This window comes from Olsenella sp. HMSC062G07, assembly GCF_001811895.1.
Taxonomy (GTDB): domain Bacteria; phylum Actinomycetota; class Coriobacteriia; order Coriobacteriales; family Atopobiaceae; genus Olsenella_F; species Olsenella_F massiliensis.
Window position 1 is genome coordinate 241,170 of the sequence record NZ_KV806944.1, and the last position, 17,895, is coordinate 259,064.

At 68.4% G+C, this 17,895-nt stretch carries 15 protein-coding genes; 7 read left to right on the forward strand and 8 right to left on the reverse strand.

The annotated features are described in order from the left end of the window. On the forward strand, nucleotides 1-1,446 hold a 1,446-nt coding region (locus HMPREF2826_RS01825), incomplete at its 5' end, for an SbcC/MukB-like Walker B domain-containing protein (protein ID WP_305778296.1). An 80-nt stretch (nucleotides 1,447-1,526) separates the two neighbouring features. Here HMPREF2826_RS01825 and HMPREF2826_RS01830 read toward each other — a convergent pair. The 3 genes from HMPREF2826_RS01830 to HMPREF2826_RS01840 form a co-directional block, all read right to left on the reverse strand. Then, nucleotides 1,527-3,500, reverse strand: a complete 1,974-nt coding sequence (locus HMPREF2826_RS01830) for a DUF3825 domain-containing protein (protein WP_070638690.1) — start codon at nucleotides 3,498-3,500, stop codon at nucleotides 1,527-1,529. 2 nt (nucleotides 3,501-3,502) lie between these two features. Next, nucleotides 3,503-4,522, reverse strand: coding sequence for an alpha/beta hydrolase fold domain-containing protein (locus tag HMPREF2826_RS01835; RefSeq protein ID WP_070638692.1), 1,020 nt, complete (start codon nucleotides 4,520-4,522; stop codon nucleotides 3,503-3,505). A gap of 95 nt (nucleotides 4,523-4,617) precedes the next feature. Further along, complete coding sequence (locus HMPREF2826_RS01840) at nucleotides 4,618-5,520, reverse strand: tRNA (guanine(46)-N(7))-methyltransferase TrmB (RefSeq protein WP_070638694.1); 903 nt, start codon at nucleotides 5,518-5,520, stop codon at nucleotides 4,618-4,620. A 217-nt stretch (nucleotides 5,521-5,737) separates the two neighbouring features. Here HMPREF2826_RS01840 and yfbR point away from each other — a divergent pair, with 217 nt between their 5' ends. Beyond that, nucleotides 5,738-6,352 (forward strand): 5'-deoxynucleotidase, encoded by a 615-nt coding sequence (gene yfbR / locus HMPREF2826_RS01845; protein WP_070638696.1) that lies wholly within the window; start codon nucleotides 5,738-5,740, stop codon nucleotides 6,350-6,352. Between the two features lie 89 nt (nucleotides 6,353-6,441). Here yfbR and HMPREF2826_RS01850 read toward each other — a convergent pair whose 3' ends face one another. Together HMPREF2826_RS01850 and HMPREF2826_RS01855 are read right to left on the reverse strand one after the other, a co-directional pair. Then, nucleotides 6,442-8,103 (reverse strand): putative manganese-dependent inorganic diphosphatase, encoded by a 1,662-nt coding sequence (locus HMPREF2826_RS01850; protein WP_070638698.1) that lies wholly within the window; start codon nucleotides 8,101-8,103, stop codon nucleotides 6,442-6,444. Between the two features lie 203 nt (nucleotides 8,104-8,306). Beyond that, nucleotides 8,307-9,299 carry a DMT family transporter gene (locus HMPREF2826_RS01855; protein ID WP_070638700.1) on the reverse strand — a complete coding sequence of 331 codons (993 nt, stop codon included), beginning with the start codon at nucleotides 9,297-9,299 and terminating at the stop codon, nucleotides 8,307-8,309. Between the two features lie 161 nt (nucleotides 9,300-9,460). Between HMPREF2826_RS01855 and HMPREF2826_RS01860 the strand changes: the two genes are divergently transcribed. The 5 genes from HMPREF2826_RS01860 (at nucleotide 9,461) to HMPREF2826_RS01880 (ending at nucleotide 15,529) form a co-directional block, all read left to right on the forward strand. Then, nucleotides 9,461-10,360 carry a LysR family transcriptional regulator gene (locus tag HMPREF2826_RS01860; protein ID WP_070638702.1) on the forward strand — a complete coding sequence of 300 codons (900 nt, stop codon included), beginning with the start codon at nucleotides 9,461-9,463 and terminating at the stop codon, nucleotides 10,358-10,360. A 250-nt stretch (nucleotides 10,361-10,610) separates the two neighbouring features. Then, a complete protein-coding gene (ettA, locus tag HMPREF2826_RS01865; RefSeq protein ID WP_070638704.1) occupies nucleotides 10,611-12,290 on the forward strand; it encodes an energy-dependent translational throttle protein EttA in 1,680 nt (559 codons plus the stop codon). 260 nt (nucleotides 12,291-12,550) lie between these two features. Then, on the forward strand, nucleotides 12,551-12,808 hold the full coding sequence (dltC, locus tag HMPREF2826_RS01870; protein ID WP_070638706.1) for a D-alanine--poly(phosphoribitol) ligase subunit DltC: 258 nt from the start codon (nucleotides 12,551-12,553) through the stop codon (nucleotides 12,806-12,808). 129 nt (nucleotides 12,809-12,937) lie between these two features. Further along, nucleotides 12,938-13,735, forward strand: a complete 798-nt coding sequence (locus HMPREF2826_RS01875) for an RluA family pseudouridine synthase (RefSeq protein ID WP_083307173.1) — start codon at nucleotides 12,938-12,940, stop codon at nucleotides 13,733-13,735. Between the two features lie 162 nt (nucleotides 13,736-13,897). Then, the gene (locus HMPREF2826_RS01880) at nucleotides 13,898-15,529 is read left to right on the forward strand and encodes a 4Fe-4S dicluster domain-containing protein (RefSeq protein WP_070638708.1); all 1,632 of its coding nucleotides are present in this window, start codon (nucleotides 13,898-13,900) and stop codon (nucleotides 15,527-15,529) included. A 213-nt stretch (nucleotides 15,530-15,742) separates the two neighbouring features. Here the strand turns inward: HMPREF2826_RS01880 and HMPREF2826_RS01885 are convergent, their stop codons facing one another. The 3 genes from HMPREF2826_RS01885 to HMPREF2826_RS01895 form a co-directional block, all read right to left on the reverse strand. After that, nucleotides 15,743-16,051, reverse strand: coding sequence for a hypothetical protein (locus HMPREF2826_RS01885; protein WP_058271146.1), 309 nt, complete (start codon nucleotides 16,049-16,051; stop codon nucleotides 15,743-15,745). 106 nt (nucleotides 16,052-16,157) lie between these two features. Further along, the gene (locus HMPREF2826_RS01890; protein WP_070638710.1) at nucleotides 16,158-16,850 is read right to left on the reverse strand and encodes an HAD family hydrolase; all 693 of its coding nucleotides are present in this window, start codon (nucleotides 16,848-16,850) and stop codon (nucleotides 16,158-16,160) included. A 122-nt stretch (nucleotides 16,851-16,972) separates the two neighbouring features. Continuing rightward, entirely contained in the window at nucleotides 16,973-17,767 is a 795-nt protein-coding gene (locus HMPREF2826_RS01895; protein ID WP_148138301.1) for an LOG family protein, read from the reverse strand. Between the last annotated feature and the right edge of the window lie 128 nt (nucleotides 17,768-17,895).

Consider the following 17,895-nt stretch of genomic DNA (forward strand, 5'->3'; position numbering starts at 1 on the left):
TCTGCGGCGCGAAGCTCCTGCGAGGGCGCGCGCGGGACGCTTGCCGAGGCCCTCGCGGACGCGGACGAGGAGGCGCTTCTCGTCGCGCGCGACGTTGCCGCCAAGGACGTCGCGGCGGCCGAGGAGGGCATCGTGCGGGTAAAGGCGGAGCTCGCGCGCGTCAAGGCCCTGCGCGAGGACCTCAGCTCCCTTGAGGAGGACAAGAGAAAGACGGCCGGCGAGCTTGCCGAGGCGCAACGGGTCGCCCAGGAGCTGCGCCAGGAGCTGCATACCGCCCAGGGCAGGCTCGCCGCCCTCGAGAGCGAGCTGCCCGCCGAGGGTCAAACGGCCTGTCAGGAGCGGCTGGACTCCTGCGCCAGGCTGGCGCGAAAGGCCGAGGCGGACGCCCGTGCGGCACGGGAGCTGGCCGAGGGCAAAAGCGACGCGCTGCGCCGAGCCCATGACCTTGAGCCGCGCATGGCTGAGCTCGCCCGCCTGCAGCGAGACGCCGCGGAGCGGGCCCAGGCAGCACGTGACCGCCTGACTCAGGCCCGCGCCCGCCGCGACGAGGCCCGCGCCGCCGTGGGGCCGGACACGGAGCAGGAGGTTCGCCAGCGGCTTGCCGCGCTGAGCGAGGAGCTTGAGGCCTCACGGGGCCGACTGGAGGCGGCGCGCGAGGCGTGGGAGGCCTGTCGCGGCAGCCAGGCGTCGGCACGTGCGACCATCCAGAGCCTGGAGCGCACGACACGTCAGGCGCGTGAGCTCGACCTGGCACGGGAGCGCAAGCTGATGGACGAGGCCGAGGCAAAGCGCAGCGCGCTTGATGCCAGGCTCCAGGACCTGGGGGCGCGGCAGGGCGCCAACCTCGACCTTCTGGCCAAGGCCCGACAGGCCCTTGCCGACTCCTCCTCTCTCGAGCGGCGCTATGGGACGCTCAGGCAGCTTGCCGACACCCTCACCGGCGACCTGGTGGGCAAGGAGAAGCTCTCGTTCGAGCGCTATGTCCAGACCGTCTACTTTGACCAGGTCATCACCGCCGCCAACAGGCGCCTTGCCGTCGTCACCGGCGGTCGCTACCAGCTTCTGAGGCGCACGGACGTGGGCAGGGGCAAGAACGTGGGCCTTGACCTGGACGTGCTGGACAACTACACCGGTAAGAGCCGCAGCGCCCGCACGCTCTCGGGCGGCGAGTCCTTCGAGGCGAGCCTCTCGCTCGCCCTGGGCCTTTCAGACGTCGTGCAGGGCAGGGCCGGCGGCGTCCAGCTGGATACGATGTTCATCGACGAGGGCTTCGGCACGCTTGACGCCGACGCCCTCCAGGCGGCCGTCAAGATGCTCTCGGACCTGTCCTCGGCCGGCAAGCTCGTGGGCATCATCAGCCATGTGGCCGAGCTGCAGAGCGTCATCGAGCGCAAGGTCGTTGTCACCAGCGGGCGCGAGGGCTCCTCGGCCCGCGTCATCGCCTGACGGCGCGGACGGCGCGGGGGACGGCGCGTCGAATGAGGGAAGGGTCCCGGCCCCTGCCTGGCGCCTCTCGCCTCCTAAGGTCAGGCGAGCTCGCGCAGCCAGGAGGGCAGCTCCGCGCTGACGGTCCGGGCGCAGACGTAGGCGTCCCGGGGCGAGACGATCCCCTGTGCGCGGTAGCCGTCCGCGTCCCCCTCGCTCGTGACGACGAGCGCCCGCTCGGCCCCGCCTCCCGCGCCCGTGCCCAGAGGTAGCAGCAGCACGGTCCGGCGGGGGTGCGCGGGGTCAAAGGCGGCGGCGGCAAGCGTCGGGCTCTGGGCCAGGCGCCGCAGCGTCCGGGAGAGCTCCAGGCGGACGTGCGGCTGGTCCAGCTCAGGTGCGAGAGAGACGCCCTCGCCCCGTGCCGTCAGGGCCTCTCCCGTCGGACGTGCGTGGCGGGCGGGGGCGGGCAGCGCCCTCAGCTGCGCGACGAGCGTCCTGCCCAGCGTACCCTCGCCTGCGCGGCAGCAGCCCGCGAGCTGCCAGGGGACGGCGCCCTCGTGGGGACGCAGCACGCAATAGACGTCGCGGGCGTCGTCGGAAAGAAGCCCGGTGTTCCATGCGGCAAGGCTCCCGTCGTCCGCCACGGACAGGAGGCGCTGCTCGCGGACGTCATGGAGCGTGGCGCACAGATACTCACGCAGGATGGGCAGGGCATCAGTGGCGTCGCGCCCGCCCTCGGCGCCCAAGGACGCGTCGGGCCCAAACGCCCAGGGCTCACGTGCCGCCTGCCTGGCGGCGTCCTGCAGAAGCGCGTCCCAGGAGCCTATGACCATGAAGTCCGCCAGCTCGCGCTCAAGGTCGAGCCCAAATGACGCCCCCTCCGGCGACAGTCCCCGCCAGCTTCCCGCGCGTCGTTCGGCGAGTCCCTCAAGGCCCACCGTCTCGACCCTGAGGGGATGAAGGGACGTGCCGCCCGCGACGTCTGAAAGACCCCAGCGCCGCTGCGCACCCGGGCGTCTGACGCGCCTGATGACGGCTCGTACGGGCAGGCCGTCCGCGCCCACGTAGCGCAAAGGAAAGCTCACGCATGACCTGGTCGCCTCAAACGTCCCCGTGCCGCGCGCCCGCCGCCAGTCCTCGTCGAGGACGGTCAGGGGCTCGACGTCAGGGGGTAGCAGCTGATAGAGGACGCTCAGGGGCTCGTCCGGGCAGGACAGCTCGTCACGGAGGCTCTCGGGCAGGTCGCGGGGCAGACGGCCGAGGTCGTTTGTCGGGCTCGCAGGCGTCGCGGGGCCTGCGGCGTCCGGGCTTCTTGTGGCGGGTCCCTTCGCCGCGCCGTCCGGCGCCTCGGCCCCCGACGTCGCGGGTGCGCCCGCAGGCCCGTCCGAGGCGTCGAGCGCCTCGTGGGGGTCATAGGTGATGGTGAGCGAGATGCGCCCCTCGGAGGTTGGCGGAACGCCCGTCGCAGCGCGACCTGACGTTGCCGTGACGGGCGCGGGGCCTGCTGCGACGTCGTGCGTCTTTGCGGGCGGGACCTCGGCGCGGGTCGTCCCTGCGTCCCCCTCGGGGTCGCCCTGGGGCACAGGCGACGCGACGACCTGGGCAGCCTCGCCGTCCGCGCGGGCGTCCTCGGCCCCACCCGTCAGGTCGGGGCCCGCATCGGGCGCGGTGACGGTCGGTTCGACCTCGACGGGGGCGGGTGCCGCGCGGCGGCGTCTGGGCCGGGGCTTCTCGGGGCGCATATCCTTGGCGACCTTCCGATGCCTCCAGGCGGCCGCCCCGCCCCGCCTTCCCTTGTCGTCCCTCTCGGCAAGACGAGACAGCGCCTCGTCCAGGCTCGGGTTGGGCGGCACCGTCACAAGCAGGCGTCCGCGCCTGAACACGGTGAGGCGCACGATGTCATCCAGCTCCTCCAGAAGCTGTCGCACGTCGTGAAAGCCCAGAGACGTCACGTCGATGCCGTCGGCTCGCAGGGCCTCCTCAGCCTCGGCCAGGGGGGCCTGCCTGCCCCTGCCCAGGGCGTTCCCAAGCAGGCGATAGAGATAGAGTCGGTTGCCCGGCGTCAGCGAGGGCATGCTCAGCGGTCCCATGACGCGCCGGAGCGCACGATGTCGGCAATGAGCCTGCGGGCGGCGCGCGCCTCGGGGATGGGGGCGAGGGGCCAGGCGTGGCCGAGGCCCTCCTGCAGGACGAGGCGATGAGTGACTCCCGCCTCCTGCAGGCGCTGGTCCCACAGGACGCAGTCGGGACGAAGGATCTCGCGACCGCCGACGAAGGTCGTCACGTTGCGCAGGATGCTCACGTCACCGTTGATGGGACTCAGGCGGGGCGCGGTCGCGTCGTCGCCGTCCGCCCAGATGTCACCCACCTGGGCGATGCCCCACGGGGCAAGCTGCGGGTCAAGGTCAAAGTAGGCGTGGATGTCGGGGTTCCTCATGGTGATGTCAAGCTCGGGGCTCACGAGGATGAGCTGCGCGGGCTGGGGGAGGTCGTAGTGGGCGAAGGTCTCGACGACCCCTGCGGCGAGGCCGCCGCCCGCCCCGTCGCCCATGAGGATGACGTTGTCCGCCCCACGGCGCTCGACCATGCCCTCGTAGAGGTCGATGATGAGAGAGTACGCCTCGTCGTAGTCGTGGGCGGGCGCAAGCGGGTAGATGGGCACGCAGATCTCGGCGCCGGTGGCCTGGCAGAGCTGGTCGGCAAAGAGCCAGTGCCGGGGGGCGATCTGCTCGATGTAGGCGCCCCCGTGCAGGTACAGGACCGCGCGGTCGTTCTTGCCCGTCGTGCCCAGGTGATAGGTCTTCATGCCGTCGCGCGTCTCCTCGAACACGAGGGACGAGAGGGGCAGCCAGGCGGGAATCCGGTACTCCCGCTCGTTCTCGATCCGGTGGCGTTCGACGTAGTCCTCAAAGCGGCCGAGGTCCCTGCCAAGGAGGTCCGCACGCCCCCCGCAGGCGCGCTGAAGCCCGGCCCAGGCGCTGGCGACGCCCGAGCGCCCCCACCTGAGGCGGGAGATGCCCTCGAACGCGGCTGCCGTGCCGGCGACGCCGACGAGGGCGGCGCAGGCGTTGATCAGGGTCCGGGACGTCTTGGTCATGGCTGCTCCTTACGTGACGGCCGCGCGTGCGAGGCGGCTCCAACCTGCCTTTGATCATGTCCTTCAGTCTACCCGCAATGAGCGGCCGACACCCGTCACCGCCCTTTGGCCCCCGGGCTCACGCGCCCCCCGTCGCGCCCCATCCGTGCCTTCAGACGCTGGTTTCGCAGGTTGGTGACGGTGCCCTGCATGCCGTGAGGCACGTATCCCATGCTTTCGACGTCGGCGGGGAGGTAGTCCACGAGGCTAAGGCTCGCCGTCTGTCTGGGACGTCTCGCAAGATGGCCGGGCGTGGCCTCCAGCGCGAAGACCGTGGCGCCCTGGGCGCAGAGGCGCCGCTCGTACCAGCTCATGGCGTCGTCGGGGCGCTCGGCGCGCGCATCCTCGCTCTTCCAGAGCGTCGTGTAGCCCGCCAGGTCAAACTGCGTCTGCGAGAAGCGCCACAGCGGGTAGCTGTCCGTCTTCAGAAGGACGCTGGCGCCAGGCGCCAACAGGCGTCGATACTCGACGAGCCGGTCAAGGTGGGTGAGCCGCAGTCCCGCGTCCTTCTTGCGCGGGAAGGGCGTCGGAAAGTTGAGGTAGATGCCGCCTAGCTCGCCGGGACCAAAGATGCCGCCCACACCCTTTCCCGTCGCGGGGACGAGGACCATGTTGGCAAGGCCGCCCGTGACGGCCCTCTCGGCGGCGTAGGCGATGCAGATGGGCTCAAAGTCAACGCCCACAAAGAGGACGTCGGGCTCGCGGCGGGCCATCTCGGCCGTGAAGGCTCCCTTGCCGCAGCCCAGGTCAAGGCGGACCTCGCGATACCGCCGTGCGTCGCCGCGCCGCGTCGCCGCGCCGTCCGTGGCGGGGTCGCATGCGGCAAAGGGGAGGGGGTGGCAGGCCTCGGCCCAGCGTCCCGCCCACCGCGCGGGCGCGGGCTCGATGGCGTCGGCATAGCGCTCGAGACGGTCCTCGAGGACGAAGTTCTTGGGGAGTCGCGCGTGAAGGGCGTGCATGTCATCCTTTCCACGTGTGGCTGCGGGCGCGCCCGTCGGGGGCGCGGGAGTCATGCTGCGGGGGCGGCTCGTCGTACGGGCCTCGTCGCGTCGTCGCGCGTGCGACCTGCGTGACGGCGCCTGCGCCGCACGTCCTCTGCGGGCTTGTCGTACCATAGCGCGATGAGATGGGACTTTGACACCCCGCGAAATCCGACACCCCGCGAAAGGAACGCTCATGGCAGGACCTCAGCCCGAGGGAACGTCGCCGTTTCTGGCCATACTCTCGCGTCTCAAGTATATCGAGCGCTGGTCGCTCATGCGCAACTCGCGCCCCGAGAACCTCTCGGAGCACTCGCTTGAGGTCGCCATGATCGCCCATGCGCTCTGCGTGATCGCCAACGTGCGTCACGGTCGCCACCTGGACGAGTCGCGCGCGGCGCTCCTGGGCATGTATCACGACGCGTCCGAGATCATCACCGGCGACATGCCGACGCCCGTCAAGTACGGTGACGGCCGGCTGCGCGACGCCTACAAGGACGTCGAGGGGCGGGCCCGGCGCCGCCTGCTCGACACCCTGCCCGCGGACCTGCGTCCCGCGCTCGAGCGGGCGTTCGTGGCGGGCGAGGGGGAGGACGAGCGCTACGTGGCCCGGCTCGTCAAGGCCGCCGACCGTCTGAGCGCCCTCATCAAGTGCCTAGAGGAGCGAGCCTGCGGCAACTCCGAGTTCGTCACGGCCGAGGAGGCCACCCGCAAGAAGCTGCGACGCATGCGCCAGGAGCTGCCCGAGGTGGACGAGTTCATGGACGAGTTCCTGCCGCCCTACGGACGGACGCTGGACCAGCTGCTCTAGGCACGGATGCCGTGACGCGCACCTGATGACGGCCCGCCGCGACTGCGACGGGCCGTTTGGGTCACATGACGTGCGTTGGGATCTGACGCCTACTCGTCCAGGCTGTCCTGCAGGGTGGTCATGAGGGCGGGAACGACCTGCTTCTTGCGGCTCACGACGCCGGGCAGCGTGGCAACGCCGTTCTCGGGGGTCACGCCAAACGCCCGCTTCACGACCTCCTCGGCGTTGGAGCCAAAGTAGAGCATCTCGGTCGTGGAGGTCTTGACGTCGGTGAACATGTAGAACACCATGGGCAGCTCGTCAGCCGCGGCGCCCTCCTTGAGGTAGGGCCCCACGAGCGCCTCGGCCGCCTTGCGGCTGTTCTTGGTCATGAAGCTCCCCTGGCCCACGCCAAAGCGGGCGGCGCCGCGGGAGAACACCTTGAAGTCCTGATGGAAGACCTCCTCGGCCGTGCGGCCCGAGAGCTCCGCGCCGGCGTCGAACATGGCGTCGGCGTAGGAGTCGATGTCCTCGCCGCAGATCTTGGCAAGCTCGCGCGCGGCATGCTCGTCGCGCTTGGTACAGGTGGGCGAGCGAAACGCCAGGGTGTCCGAGAGGATGGCGGACATCATGAGGCCGGCGATGTCGGGCGGAATCTGGACGCCCTCCTCCTGGTACATGCTATAGAGGATGGTGTTGGTGCAGCCGACGGGCTCGTTGCGGAAGCGCGCGGGCGCCGAGGTCTCGATGGAGCCGATGCGGTGATGATCGACGATCTCCATGATGACGGCCTGCTCAAGGCCATCGACCGCCTGTGAGCGCTCGTTGTGGTCAACGAGGATGACGTGCTTCTTATTGACGTTGAGGAGGTTGGGCGTGGACACCAGGCCCACGTAGGACCCCTCCTCGTCAATGACGGGGAAGAAGCGGTGACGTGACTGCGTGATGGTCTTGCGGGCGTCATCGACGGTCGTGTTGACCGAGAAGCGCAGCACCTTGTCGGCGGGGAGCATGATGGCGCGCACGGGGATGGACATGCTGATCAGACGAGCGGCGGCAAAGGTGTCGTAGGGGGTGGAGATGACGGTGCAGCCGTTTGCGGCGGCGGCGTCGAGCACGACGTTGGAGATGCGCGCGTCGTTGCAGACCACGAGGCAGCTGGCGCCGGACTCGACCGCAAAGCGCTGGGTCTCGTAGCGATTGGTGACGAGCACGGTGTCGCCCTGCTCAATCTTGCCCTCCATCATCTCGGGCGTCGTGCCGACGACCACCTTGCCCGTGGTCACGCGGGCGTCGGCGTCTCCCTGGAGCATCGTGCCCTTGAGCGTCGAGATAATGTTGGCAAAGAGCGTCCGGGACTCGGCGATGATCGTGGTGTCAAAGACGTTCATGTTGGCGTTGGCGATGTCCTTGACGGCGACGAGGCCCTCGAGCTCGCAGTCGTCGCTGGTGATGCAGAGCGTGTCGGTCTTTGTGTCGCCCATGAGGGTCCAGGCGGAAAAGAGGCTCATCTCGGGGTCGATGCCCTTCGTCTCCTGGATCTTGATGTCCTTAATCTGGGGGCGGACCGAGGTGATGAGCTGGGGCTCCTCAAAGCCGAAGTGCTTGAGGACGAAGGCCGTTTCGCGGTTGACGGTGCCGGCACGGCGCGGCTCGTACGTGATGTCGTCAATCTGATTCTTGAGGTAGGCCAGCGCGATCGCCGAGCAGATGCTGTCGGTGTCGGGGTGGAGGTGGCCTATGACGTTGACCTTGCGAATGGTCTCGGGCATGCGTTTCTCCTTGCCTTGTTGAACCTGGGGGACGCCCGTGCGCGCCCTACGCCTGCGCCCATTGTGCCACGGAATGGGCGGGCTTGCCGTCGCGCCGTCGCCTGCTATGGCCTGACGTGCATAAACATGCGACAAAAGGCGGGGTTCACACGGCGGCGCCCGGTGTGGCCGACGGTCGCGGCGTGGGCCAGGGCGTGAGGCGGCTAGTGTGTGGCATGCCCGGCGACGAGGCCGTTTGCGGGGACGGGCCGCCCGTGCGCCAGGGTCCCGCACGTCCGTCGCCGCAGACGCACGGAGCCCGCGAGCTCGCTGCTGACGGCGCCGCCTATGATGAGCAGGCCGCCCAGCAGGCACAAGGGCGTGAGGGTCTCGCCCAGAAGGAGGGCCGAGAGCAGGACGGCGGAGAGCGGCTCAAGGTAGCCGCAGACGGCCACGCGCTGGACGCTCAGCGCCCCCAGTGACGAGAAGTACAGGTAGCAGCCCACGCCGGTGTTGACGACGCTCAGGACGAGCAGGGCGGGGAGGCTGGGACCCACGAGCGAGGACGGCGTGGGCAGCGTTCCCGTGAGCGCCGCCCAGGTCGTCACGGCGACGCAGCTTGCGACAAGCTGGATCGCCGCCGACTCCATCCCGCCCACGTGGGGCGCCCTCTTGGCAAAAAGCACCATGGCCGCATACATGACGGCGCTGCCCGCGCCCAGGGCGAGGCCGGCGACGTCGGGCGCGGGGCCCGCGCCTCGCAACACCACGAGCGCCGCCCCGACCGCCACGCTCGAGAGGCAGGCGACCTTGACGCACGTGAGCCTCTCACCGCACAGGAGGGGGGAGAGCGCCATGACGATGACCGGGCCGCAGTAATAGGTGAGCGTCGCCACGCCCACGCCCACCAGGCGATAGGCGCCAAAGAGGAAGATCCAGCCGACGCCCAGGGCGGCGCCGGACGCGGCAAGCGACAGCGCCTCGCGCGGGTGGTCGGTCGCGGCGAGCCGAGGTGCCCCCACGCCCGACGCGTCCGCCCGTGCGCGGGAGCTCGTCCGTGCGCAAGAGCCCGCCAGCGCCGCCAGGATCAGGATGCTGCCGGCGAGCGTGCGCCAGAGCACGAGCTGGCAGACGGGGAGCGCGACGTGCGCGGCGACGATGCCGTTGGACCCAAACAGGACGAGGGAAGCCAGATACTTGGTGAACTCCTTGGACATGACGCCGTCCTTCTCGCGGTGGGTGGGGGGTACGCGACGTGTCGCCAGCCGCTAGTCTGGCACGGGTCATCGCAGAATAAAAGCGAATGTATATCATGGTTATCATGCAAATTAGTCATGGTATCGTCGCGCGTCGCCACGGCGGGAAGGACGGGGGTCCCATGGAGACAAACCTCATGAAGTACCAGGCCTTTCTTGAGAGCTGCAGGACGGGAAGCTTCACGCGGGCGGCGCGGAGGCTGTCGTATTCGCAGTCGGGGGTGAGCCGCATGGTGGCTGACCTCGAGCAGGACTGGGGCATGTCCCTGCTGGAGAGGGGGCGCGGGCCCCTGAGGCTCACGCCTGACGGCGAGCGGCTGCGGCCGCTCGTGCGGGAGGTGTGCGAAGCCGACCGTCGGCTTCGCATGCAGGTGGATGACATACGCGGCATTCGGGCGGGAACCGTGCGCATCGGGTGCTTCTCGAGCGTCGCCACCCATTGGCTGCCGGAGGTGATGAGGGGCTTCTCGCGGGAGTATCCCGACGTGGACTACGAGCTGCTGATGGGCGATTACGCCGAGATCGAGAGCTGGTGCGCGGAAGGCCGTGTTGACCTGGGATTTCTCCCCTTTGTGCCAAAGAGTCCCCTGCTGCGGACGCACCCGCTGACCACCGACGAGCTCATGGCGGTCCTGCCCGAGGGGCATCGTCTTGCCGACAAGGCGGGCGTGCCGGTGGAGGAGCTGTGCGAGGAGCCGTTCATCATGCTGCGCAAGTCGGGGGACACCGAGGTCGTTGACATCTTTTCCCGCGCCGGGCTGCGTCCCCGGGTGCGTTTCACGACCTTTGACGACTACGCCATCATGTCCATGGTCGAGAGCGGCCTGGGGCTGGCGGTCCTCCCCGCGCTGATACTGAGGCGCAACCCGTACCACCTGGCTGTGCGCCACGTCGAGCCGCGCGCGTTTCGCACGATAGGCGTGGTCTCGCGCAGGGCCGAGCGGCCCTCGGTCGCTGCAGCCCGCTTCATAGAGCATCTTGACGCCGCCGTCCTGACCCCGCCCCGCGCTCCGTCGTCCTGACGCATGCTCCCACCCCGGATCCCGGGACCGTCTGGCACGAGGGCGTTGACCGCGTCGCGGAGGATGCACGACGGGCTCAGTGCAAATGAGGGTTCCTGGCGGCTGTGTGGCTGTGGCCATTGTGCCGGACAACGCATGAGGGGGTCGCGACTCCCTCAGACTCCCCTAGAATGGGGTCACGCAAAGCATCCGAGCCCAACGGCCACGCCACCCGGCCCCTGGGCCCGGCAACCACACCGAGGGAGAGCACATGGCAGAGTTCATCTACCAGATGGAGCGGGTCCGCAAGGCCTTTGACGGCAAGGTCATCCTCGATGACGTCACGATGGGCTTCTTCCCCGGCGCCAAGATTGGCGTCGTGGGCCCCAACGGCATGGGCAAGTCAACGCTGCTCAAGATCATGGCTGGTCGCGAGGACATCTCAAACGGCGAGGCGCGGCTCACGCCGGGCTTTTCGGTGGGCCTGCTCGAGCAGGAGCCCCCGCTGGACGAGGACAAGACGGTGGGCGAGAACGTCCGCCAGGCCTTTGGGGACGTCATCGCCAAGGTCGAGCGCTTTAACCAGATCAGCGAGCAGATGGCGGATCCCGACGCGGACTTCGACGCCCTCATGGCCGAGATGGGCGAGCTCCAGACCCAGATTGACGCAGCCAACGGCTGGGACCTTGACAGCCAGCTCAGCCAGGCCATGGACGCTCTGCAATGCCCCGACCCGGATGAGCGGGTGAGTCACCTCTCCGGCGGCGAGCGGCGTCGCGTCGCGCTCTGCCGCCTGCTCCTTGAGGCTCCTGACCTGCTTCTTCTTGACGAGCCCACCAACCATCTTGACGCCGAGTCCGTACTCTGGCTCGAGCAGTTCCTCAAGGGCTACCCGGGGGCGGTGCTGGCCGTCACGCACGACCGCTACTTCCTCGACAACGTCGCCGAATGGATCTGTGAGGTCGACCGCGGCACCCTGTACCCGTACAAGGGCAACTACTCCACCTACCTCGAGACCAAGGCCGCTCGCCTCGTCATGGAGTCCAGGCAGAACGCCCGACGCGCCAAGAAGATGAAGGACGAGCTCGCCTGGGTCCGCTCGTCCCAGAAGGCCCGTCAGGCAAAGAGCAAGGCCCGCCTGACCGCCTTCGAGCAGATGGACGCCGAGGCGCGCCGCGTGACGAAGACGGACTTCACCGACATTCACATCCCGGTGGGTCCGCGCCTTGGTTCCAAGGTCCTCGAGGTCGAGCGCCTGTGCAAGGCGTTTGGCGAGCGCGTGCTCATTGACGACCTGAGCTTCGCCCTGCCGCGAGGCGGCATCGTGGGCGTCATCGGTCCCAACGGCGTCGGCAAGTCCACGCTGTTCAAGATGATCGTGGGCCAGGAGCAGCCCAGCTCCGGCAGTCTCAGCCTGGGCGACACCGTGCAGCTCTCCTATGTCGACCAGGGCCGCGAGGGTCTCGAGCCCGACAAGAGCGTCTGGGAGGTCGTCTCGGACGGCAACGACTTCATCCAGGTGGGCGGCACCGAGATACCCAGTCGCGCGTATGTGAGCGCCTTTGGCTTCAAGGGCCCCGACCAGCAGAAGCGTGCCGGCGTGCTCTCGGGCGGCGAGCGCAACCGCCTCAACCTGGCCCTCACCCTGCGCCAGGGCGGCAATCTCCTCTTGCTGGACGAGCCCACCAACGACCTCGACACCGAGACCCTCGCCTCGCTCGAGGAGGCCCTGCTGGCGTTTCCGGGCTGCGCCGTGATCACGAGCCACGACCGCTGGTTCATGGACCGCGTGGCGACGCACATACTTGCCTGGGAGGGCACGGACGAGGAGCCGGGTCGCTGGCATTGGTTTGAGGGCAACTTTGCTGACTACCAGCGCGACCGCGAGAGACGCCTGGGCCCGGAGCAGTCCCGGCCCCATCGCCTGCGCCGCAAGCTCACGCGAGATTGACGCTCGCGTCCCGGACGCCTGCGGTTTCGTCGGCCCGTGCCCCGGGCGTCCCTGCGCGCAACGCCCGGCGACGCCTTTGGGTGCGGCAAGCGTCCGGCCCCGGCGACGTCTTTGGGCGCTTTGCGCGCCGTTGCGGCAAAGGCTCGCCTTAGGGTCGTGCGATAGGCTTACAACCGGAGTGCCGCGCCGCGCTCGGGACCGAGCTGCCGCGCGTCATGTTGCCCCCGCGTCGCGAGAAGCATTGCAGAGAGGAGCGTCACATGGGTGACACAACGTCCGACAAGGAGCTCGAGGAGCGCCTGCTCGACCTCATGGCGGAGGTCTGCGAGGATGACGCCGTAGGCGAACATCGCGACGAGGACCTCTTTGAGCTGGGACTACTTGACTCCATGGCTGCCATCGAGCTGCTCGTGGGCATCGAGGAGGAGTTTGGCGTGTCCATCGCGCCCACCGAGCTGCCCCGCGACGCCATGAACACGGTCAACAAGATCCTTGCCCGCCTCGCCGAGCGGCTCTAGGCCTCAGGCCCGTCTGGACCAGGGGGCTGAGGTCGTCGGCCCGTCGCGCGCGGCCCAGAAGGCCGGCGGTGACGGCGCGGCACGAGGGGGCTGCCGGGCGGGGCGGTCCCGCAGGACGAGGGAGGCGGCATGACGGGACACGGGCACCGCAGGACGAGGGCGCCGGGACGGTCCCGGCTGTGCGGCACGGACGTCGCGGCTAAGACGTCCGCGAGCGTCGGGGCGCACCTCGACGTGCTCTATCGTGACGCCTGGCTGTGTGCGGTGGACAAGCCCCAGGGCATCCTCGTGCACGGCGACGGCGGCGGAGCTACCACCCTCTCGGAGCTTGTTGCGCGCCAGCTTGCCCGCGAGGGTGCCGTCATCACGCGTCCCCAGGCGCTCCAGCGCCTTGACGTGGACACCTCGGGCATCGTGCTCTTCTCGCTTGACCATGACACCCAGGGAGCGTTTGACGCCCTCTTTGCCAGGCGTCTCGTCCGCAAGCGCTATCTCGCCCTGGTGCGCGGCAGCTTCCCCGCAGGCGAGAGGGTCGTCGACCTGCCTCTGGGACGCGACCGGCATGACGGCAGGCGCATGCTCGTCTGGTCCGGCGGCAGGCCCTCGACGACGCGCGTCCGCCTCCTGGCCAGGCAGGGGCAAAGGTACCACGCCCGCTCGCTGCTGCTCGTCGAGCCGCTTACGGGTCGTCGCCACCAAATTCGCGTGCACCTGTCTCACCTGGGGTTTCCCATCGTCGGTGATCGTCTCTACGGCGCGGGTGCGCCCGGGGGCCTCATGCTGCACGCCCTGGGGCTCAGCCTGACCCATCCCCTGACAAAAGAGCCGCTCGACCTCTCGACGCCGCTGCCGCCGCGCTTTGTGAACGTGCGGCCTGACCTTCCCGAGCTGTTGGGAGGCCTTACGGGGACGGTGAGCCCCGGTTAGGCGCCCATCTCAGCCCGCCGGGCGGGGCCATGTCAATGTGGCGGAACAAGTTTGTCCCGCAAGGCCGCACTTAGCCTCATAATGGGGGAAGGAGGATGCGGCGCCGCCCGCCGGCAGAAGGGCGGCCGCGGCGTCGTGGGGATGACTTGAGGGAGGATGCACATGGCAGACACCATGCGCGGCGTCTACACCAACCTGACCGAGATTCGACGCAACGTCTTTCGGGAGGTGGCGAGCATCTGCTATCGGGCGGGCAAGGATCGGAACATGACGAGGGCGGACATCGACGACGCCTTTGACGAGCTGCCCTACAAGATCCTGCCGGGCGACGTGGCGACCTATCGCGAGAGCGTCTTCCTTGAGCGCGCCATCATCGGCGAGCGCATCCGGCTTGCCATGGGCCTCTCGCTCCAGGGCGTTGACCGGCCGCAGCGCATCTCGGACGGCTTCAACGAGGCGGAGGTCGACAACCTCTCGTACTACGAGCCACCGCTCATCAACGTCATCAAGTTCGCCTGTAACGCCTGCCAGGACAACGTCTATGAGGTCACCAACACCTGTCAGGGCTGCCTGGCGCATCCCTGTCGCGAGATCTGTCCCAAGAAGGCCATCACCTTCGTCAACCACAAGGCATACATCGACCAGGACCTCTGCATCCAGTGCGGGCAGTGCTTCAAGGTCTGCCCCTATGGCGCCATCCACCATCACGTGCGTCCCTGCGCTGCCGCCTGCGGTATGAACGCCATCAGCTCGGACGAGCACGGCCGCGCCGACATCAACTACGAGAAGTGCGTGAGCTGCGGCCAGTGCCTGGTGAACTGCCCGTTTGGGGCCATCGCCGACAAGAGCCAGATCGCCCAGGTCATCTGGTCCATCCAACACGGCGAGGAGGTCATCGCCGCCGTCGCGCCCTCCTTCGTCGGACAGTTTGGCGGCAAGGGCAACGTGGGGAAGCTGCGCGAGGCCTTCAAGCTCCTGGGCTTCTCGGGCGTCGAGGAGGTGGCCCTGGGCGCGGACCTCTGCACCGTGCAGGAGGCGGAGGACTTCCTCGAGGAGGTGCCGGCCAAGCTTCCCTTTATGGGCACGAGCTGTTGCCCGGCCTGGTCGGTCATGGCCAAGAAGGAGTTCCCTGACCACGCCGGCGCCGTCTCGATGGCGCTCACGCCCATGACGCTCACGGCGCGTATGATTCGCATGCAGCGCCCTCACGCCAAGATTGTCTTCGTGGGTCCCTGCTCGGCCAAGAAGCTCGAGGCCATGCGTCGGAGCGTTCGCTCCGAGGTGGACTTCGTCCTCACCTTTGAGGAGATGGCGGGCATGATGGAGGCGCGGGACATCGACTACCTCAGCCTCGAGGACGACGACAAGAGCGACTTTGACGTGGCGAGCACCGACGGTCGCAACTTTGCCGTCGCGGGTGGCGTGGCGACGGCCGTGGCAAACGCCATCAAGCGCACCTATCCCGACTGCGAGGTCAAGGTGGTCAACGCCGAGGGGCTCGACAACTGCCGCACGATGATGAAGGACGCCATCAAGGGCAAGTACCCGGGCCACCTGCTTGAGGGCATGGCCTGCCCGGGCGGGTGCGTGGCGGGGGCCGGCACCCTCGTGGCCATCAGGAAGTCGGCCGCCGCGGTCAAGCGTTACGCCAAGCGCTCGCCGCACATGAACTCCACCGAGAACATCTACTGCGACCTCATTCCCACGCTCGAGAAGGGCTTCACGAAGCAGGACCAGGACAACGAGGTCACCGAGACCTTCGAGGCCCAGATTCCCAAGTCCCCCCGTCAGTAGCGAGCCGTGCCGGGGCGTCCCGGACGCGCGGGGGCAAGAGGGGCACTTGGAGTCCTAAGCCCGCGCTCCCAGGGGCGTCCCGGACGCGCAGGGGCAAGAGGGGCACGACAAGAGAGAGGGGCGAGACGACCAGATCGTCTCGCCCCTTTGTCGCATCCGCTGCCGCGTGCATGCCCTGAAAGGACCGTGCGTCCCAAGGTCGGACCCTAGGTACTACGGCTGCTTCACGCCGCTCATGGACGCAAAGAACGTGGCGTGAGAGAACACGTCCTTGATGGTATGGCCGTTGACGAAGGGAAGGGCCAAAAACTCGTCCACCGTGGGGACGAGGGCGCTGCAGTCCACGAAGTGGTTCTTGGAGTTGCGCAGGCTCGTGTCCTGGGCGCGCCACGCCTCATAGTTGCAGTCCGTGAGGTAATAGACCGCGTTGTCCACCTTCATGTAGACGGAGTGGTGCGCGTGCAGGTAGTCTGCGAGGCCGTCGTAATCGATCTCGAGTGCCTCCGCCGCCTTCTTGCCCATGGCCTGTCCTTTCTCTCAAGGAGCGGTGTTTGGTTTGCGGGAACGCGTTCCCGATATCTGCATTCTACCTAAGCGCCAAATGGGCTATTCCTACGCTCGGTAACTGTTAGGCAAGCGTAAGGTCACTGCCAGGGGCGGACGCTGACGCCGGGAGCAGAATAGCCCCGGCCAGCTCCTCGGCGGTGTCAACGATGGTGGTGGCGCCTTGCCGCACCAGCAGGTCGCGGTCCCGAAACCCCCACGAGACGGCAATGCAGGCGCAGCCCACGTTTCTGGCGGTCTCAAGGTCAACCTCGGAGTCGCCCACGTAGACGGTCTGCGAGGCCGCGACTCTCAGCTCGTCCATGACCCTGAGCACCGTGTCGGGGGCGGGCTTGCGACGCACGCCCTTTCTCTCGCCCACGCAGGCGTCAAAGAGTCCCGGAAAGTAGGTGGCGACCAGGCTCTGGACGGCAAAGTCCCCCTTGTTTGACACCAGGCCGCATCGCACCCCCTTGTCGGCAAGCGTCGAGAGGAGGCTGACGACGCCGGGATAGGGGGCGGTGCGCTCCGCCGCGTGCTCGGCGTAGTGAGCCATGAAGTCCTTGAGCACCGCGGCCTCCAGCGCCGCGTCCGTGCCGTCGGGCACGCTCAGGTGAACGAGACGGACCATGCCGTTGCCCAAAAAGGAGCGAATCTCGCGGCGGGGGCGCGGCGGGAGCCCGTGGGCCCCGAGGGCGACGTTGACGGATGACGTGAGGTCGTCGAGGGTGTCAAGGAGGGTCCCGTCCAGGTCAAAGATTGCCGCTGCGTACGCCATGTCTCTCTCCCTGTCGATGGTGGGCCGGCGCGGCCGCCTGAGGCGCCGCGCCTGTGTGACGGGTGCGTCCTGAGGGGCCCTTAGGTCGCGCGCCGTGCGGCGCGCCCAGGGCCTCTGGGTCTCTAGGGGAGCCGCTGCGCGCTTGTGGCCATGCGCGCGGCCTCCCTGGGGTCGTCGGTGACGCTCACGAGCGCAAGGTCGCTCTCGTCGACGTTGCCGTGAGCAAGCATGGTCGTGCGCAGCCAGTCCAGCAGGCCGCCCCAGTAGGCGCTTCCAAAGAGGACGATGGGCATGGAGGGCGTCTTGCTGGTCTGCTCGAGGGTCAGCAGCTCGTACATCTCGTCCATGGTGCCAAAGCCGCCCGGAAAGAAGACGGCCCCTTGCGAGTACTTGACGAACATCATCTTGCGGACGAAGAAGTAGCGAAAGGTGACGCCCAGGTTGACCCACTGGTTGACGGCCTCCTCAAAGGGCAGCTCGATGGCAAGGCCCACCGAGGTGACGCCGCCTTCCGCCGCGCCCTGGTTGGCCGCTGCCATGATTCCGGGCCCGCCGCCCGTGATGACGGAGCTGCCCCGCGCGGCGATGAGGCGGGCCGTCTCGCGCGCCTGGTCGTACAGGTCGTCGGATGGTCTGGTGCGCGCCGAACCGTACATCGTCACGGCAGGCCCGAGCGTGGCCAGTGCGTTGAAACCGTCCACGAACTCGGACTGGATGCGCAGGACGCGCCAGGGGTCGGCATGGAGCCACTCATCCGATCTGTCATACGACGCTAGGTCGGAAGTGGCGGAGAGGGTCTTGGGTATTTGGTTGCCGCGCAGGATGACCGAGCCGGTGCGAAACGTGGGGCCCAGGGGCTCGGCAGTCTTTTGAGGGTCGTCGGCGCGGGGGTCGGAAGCATCGAGAGAAGCGCTCAAGGAAGGTCCTTTCGTCACGACGTCGGACCTTATGGTACCCCATGCGCTGGTGCGCCCGTGTGGCGCCGGACCTCTAGCCGCTACCTGCCAGGGTGTCGCCTGCGCCCGGCGGCGACGGATGGGGAGGC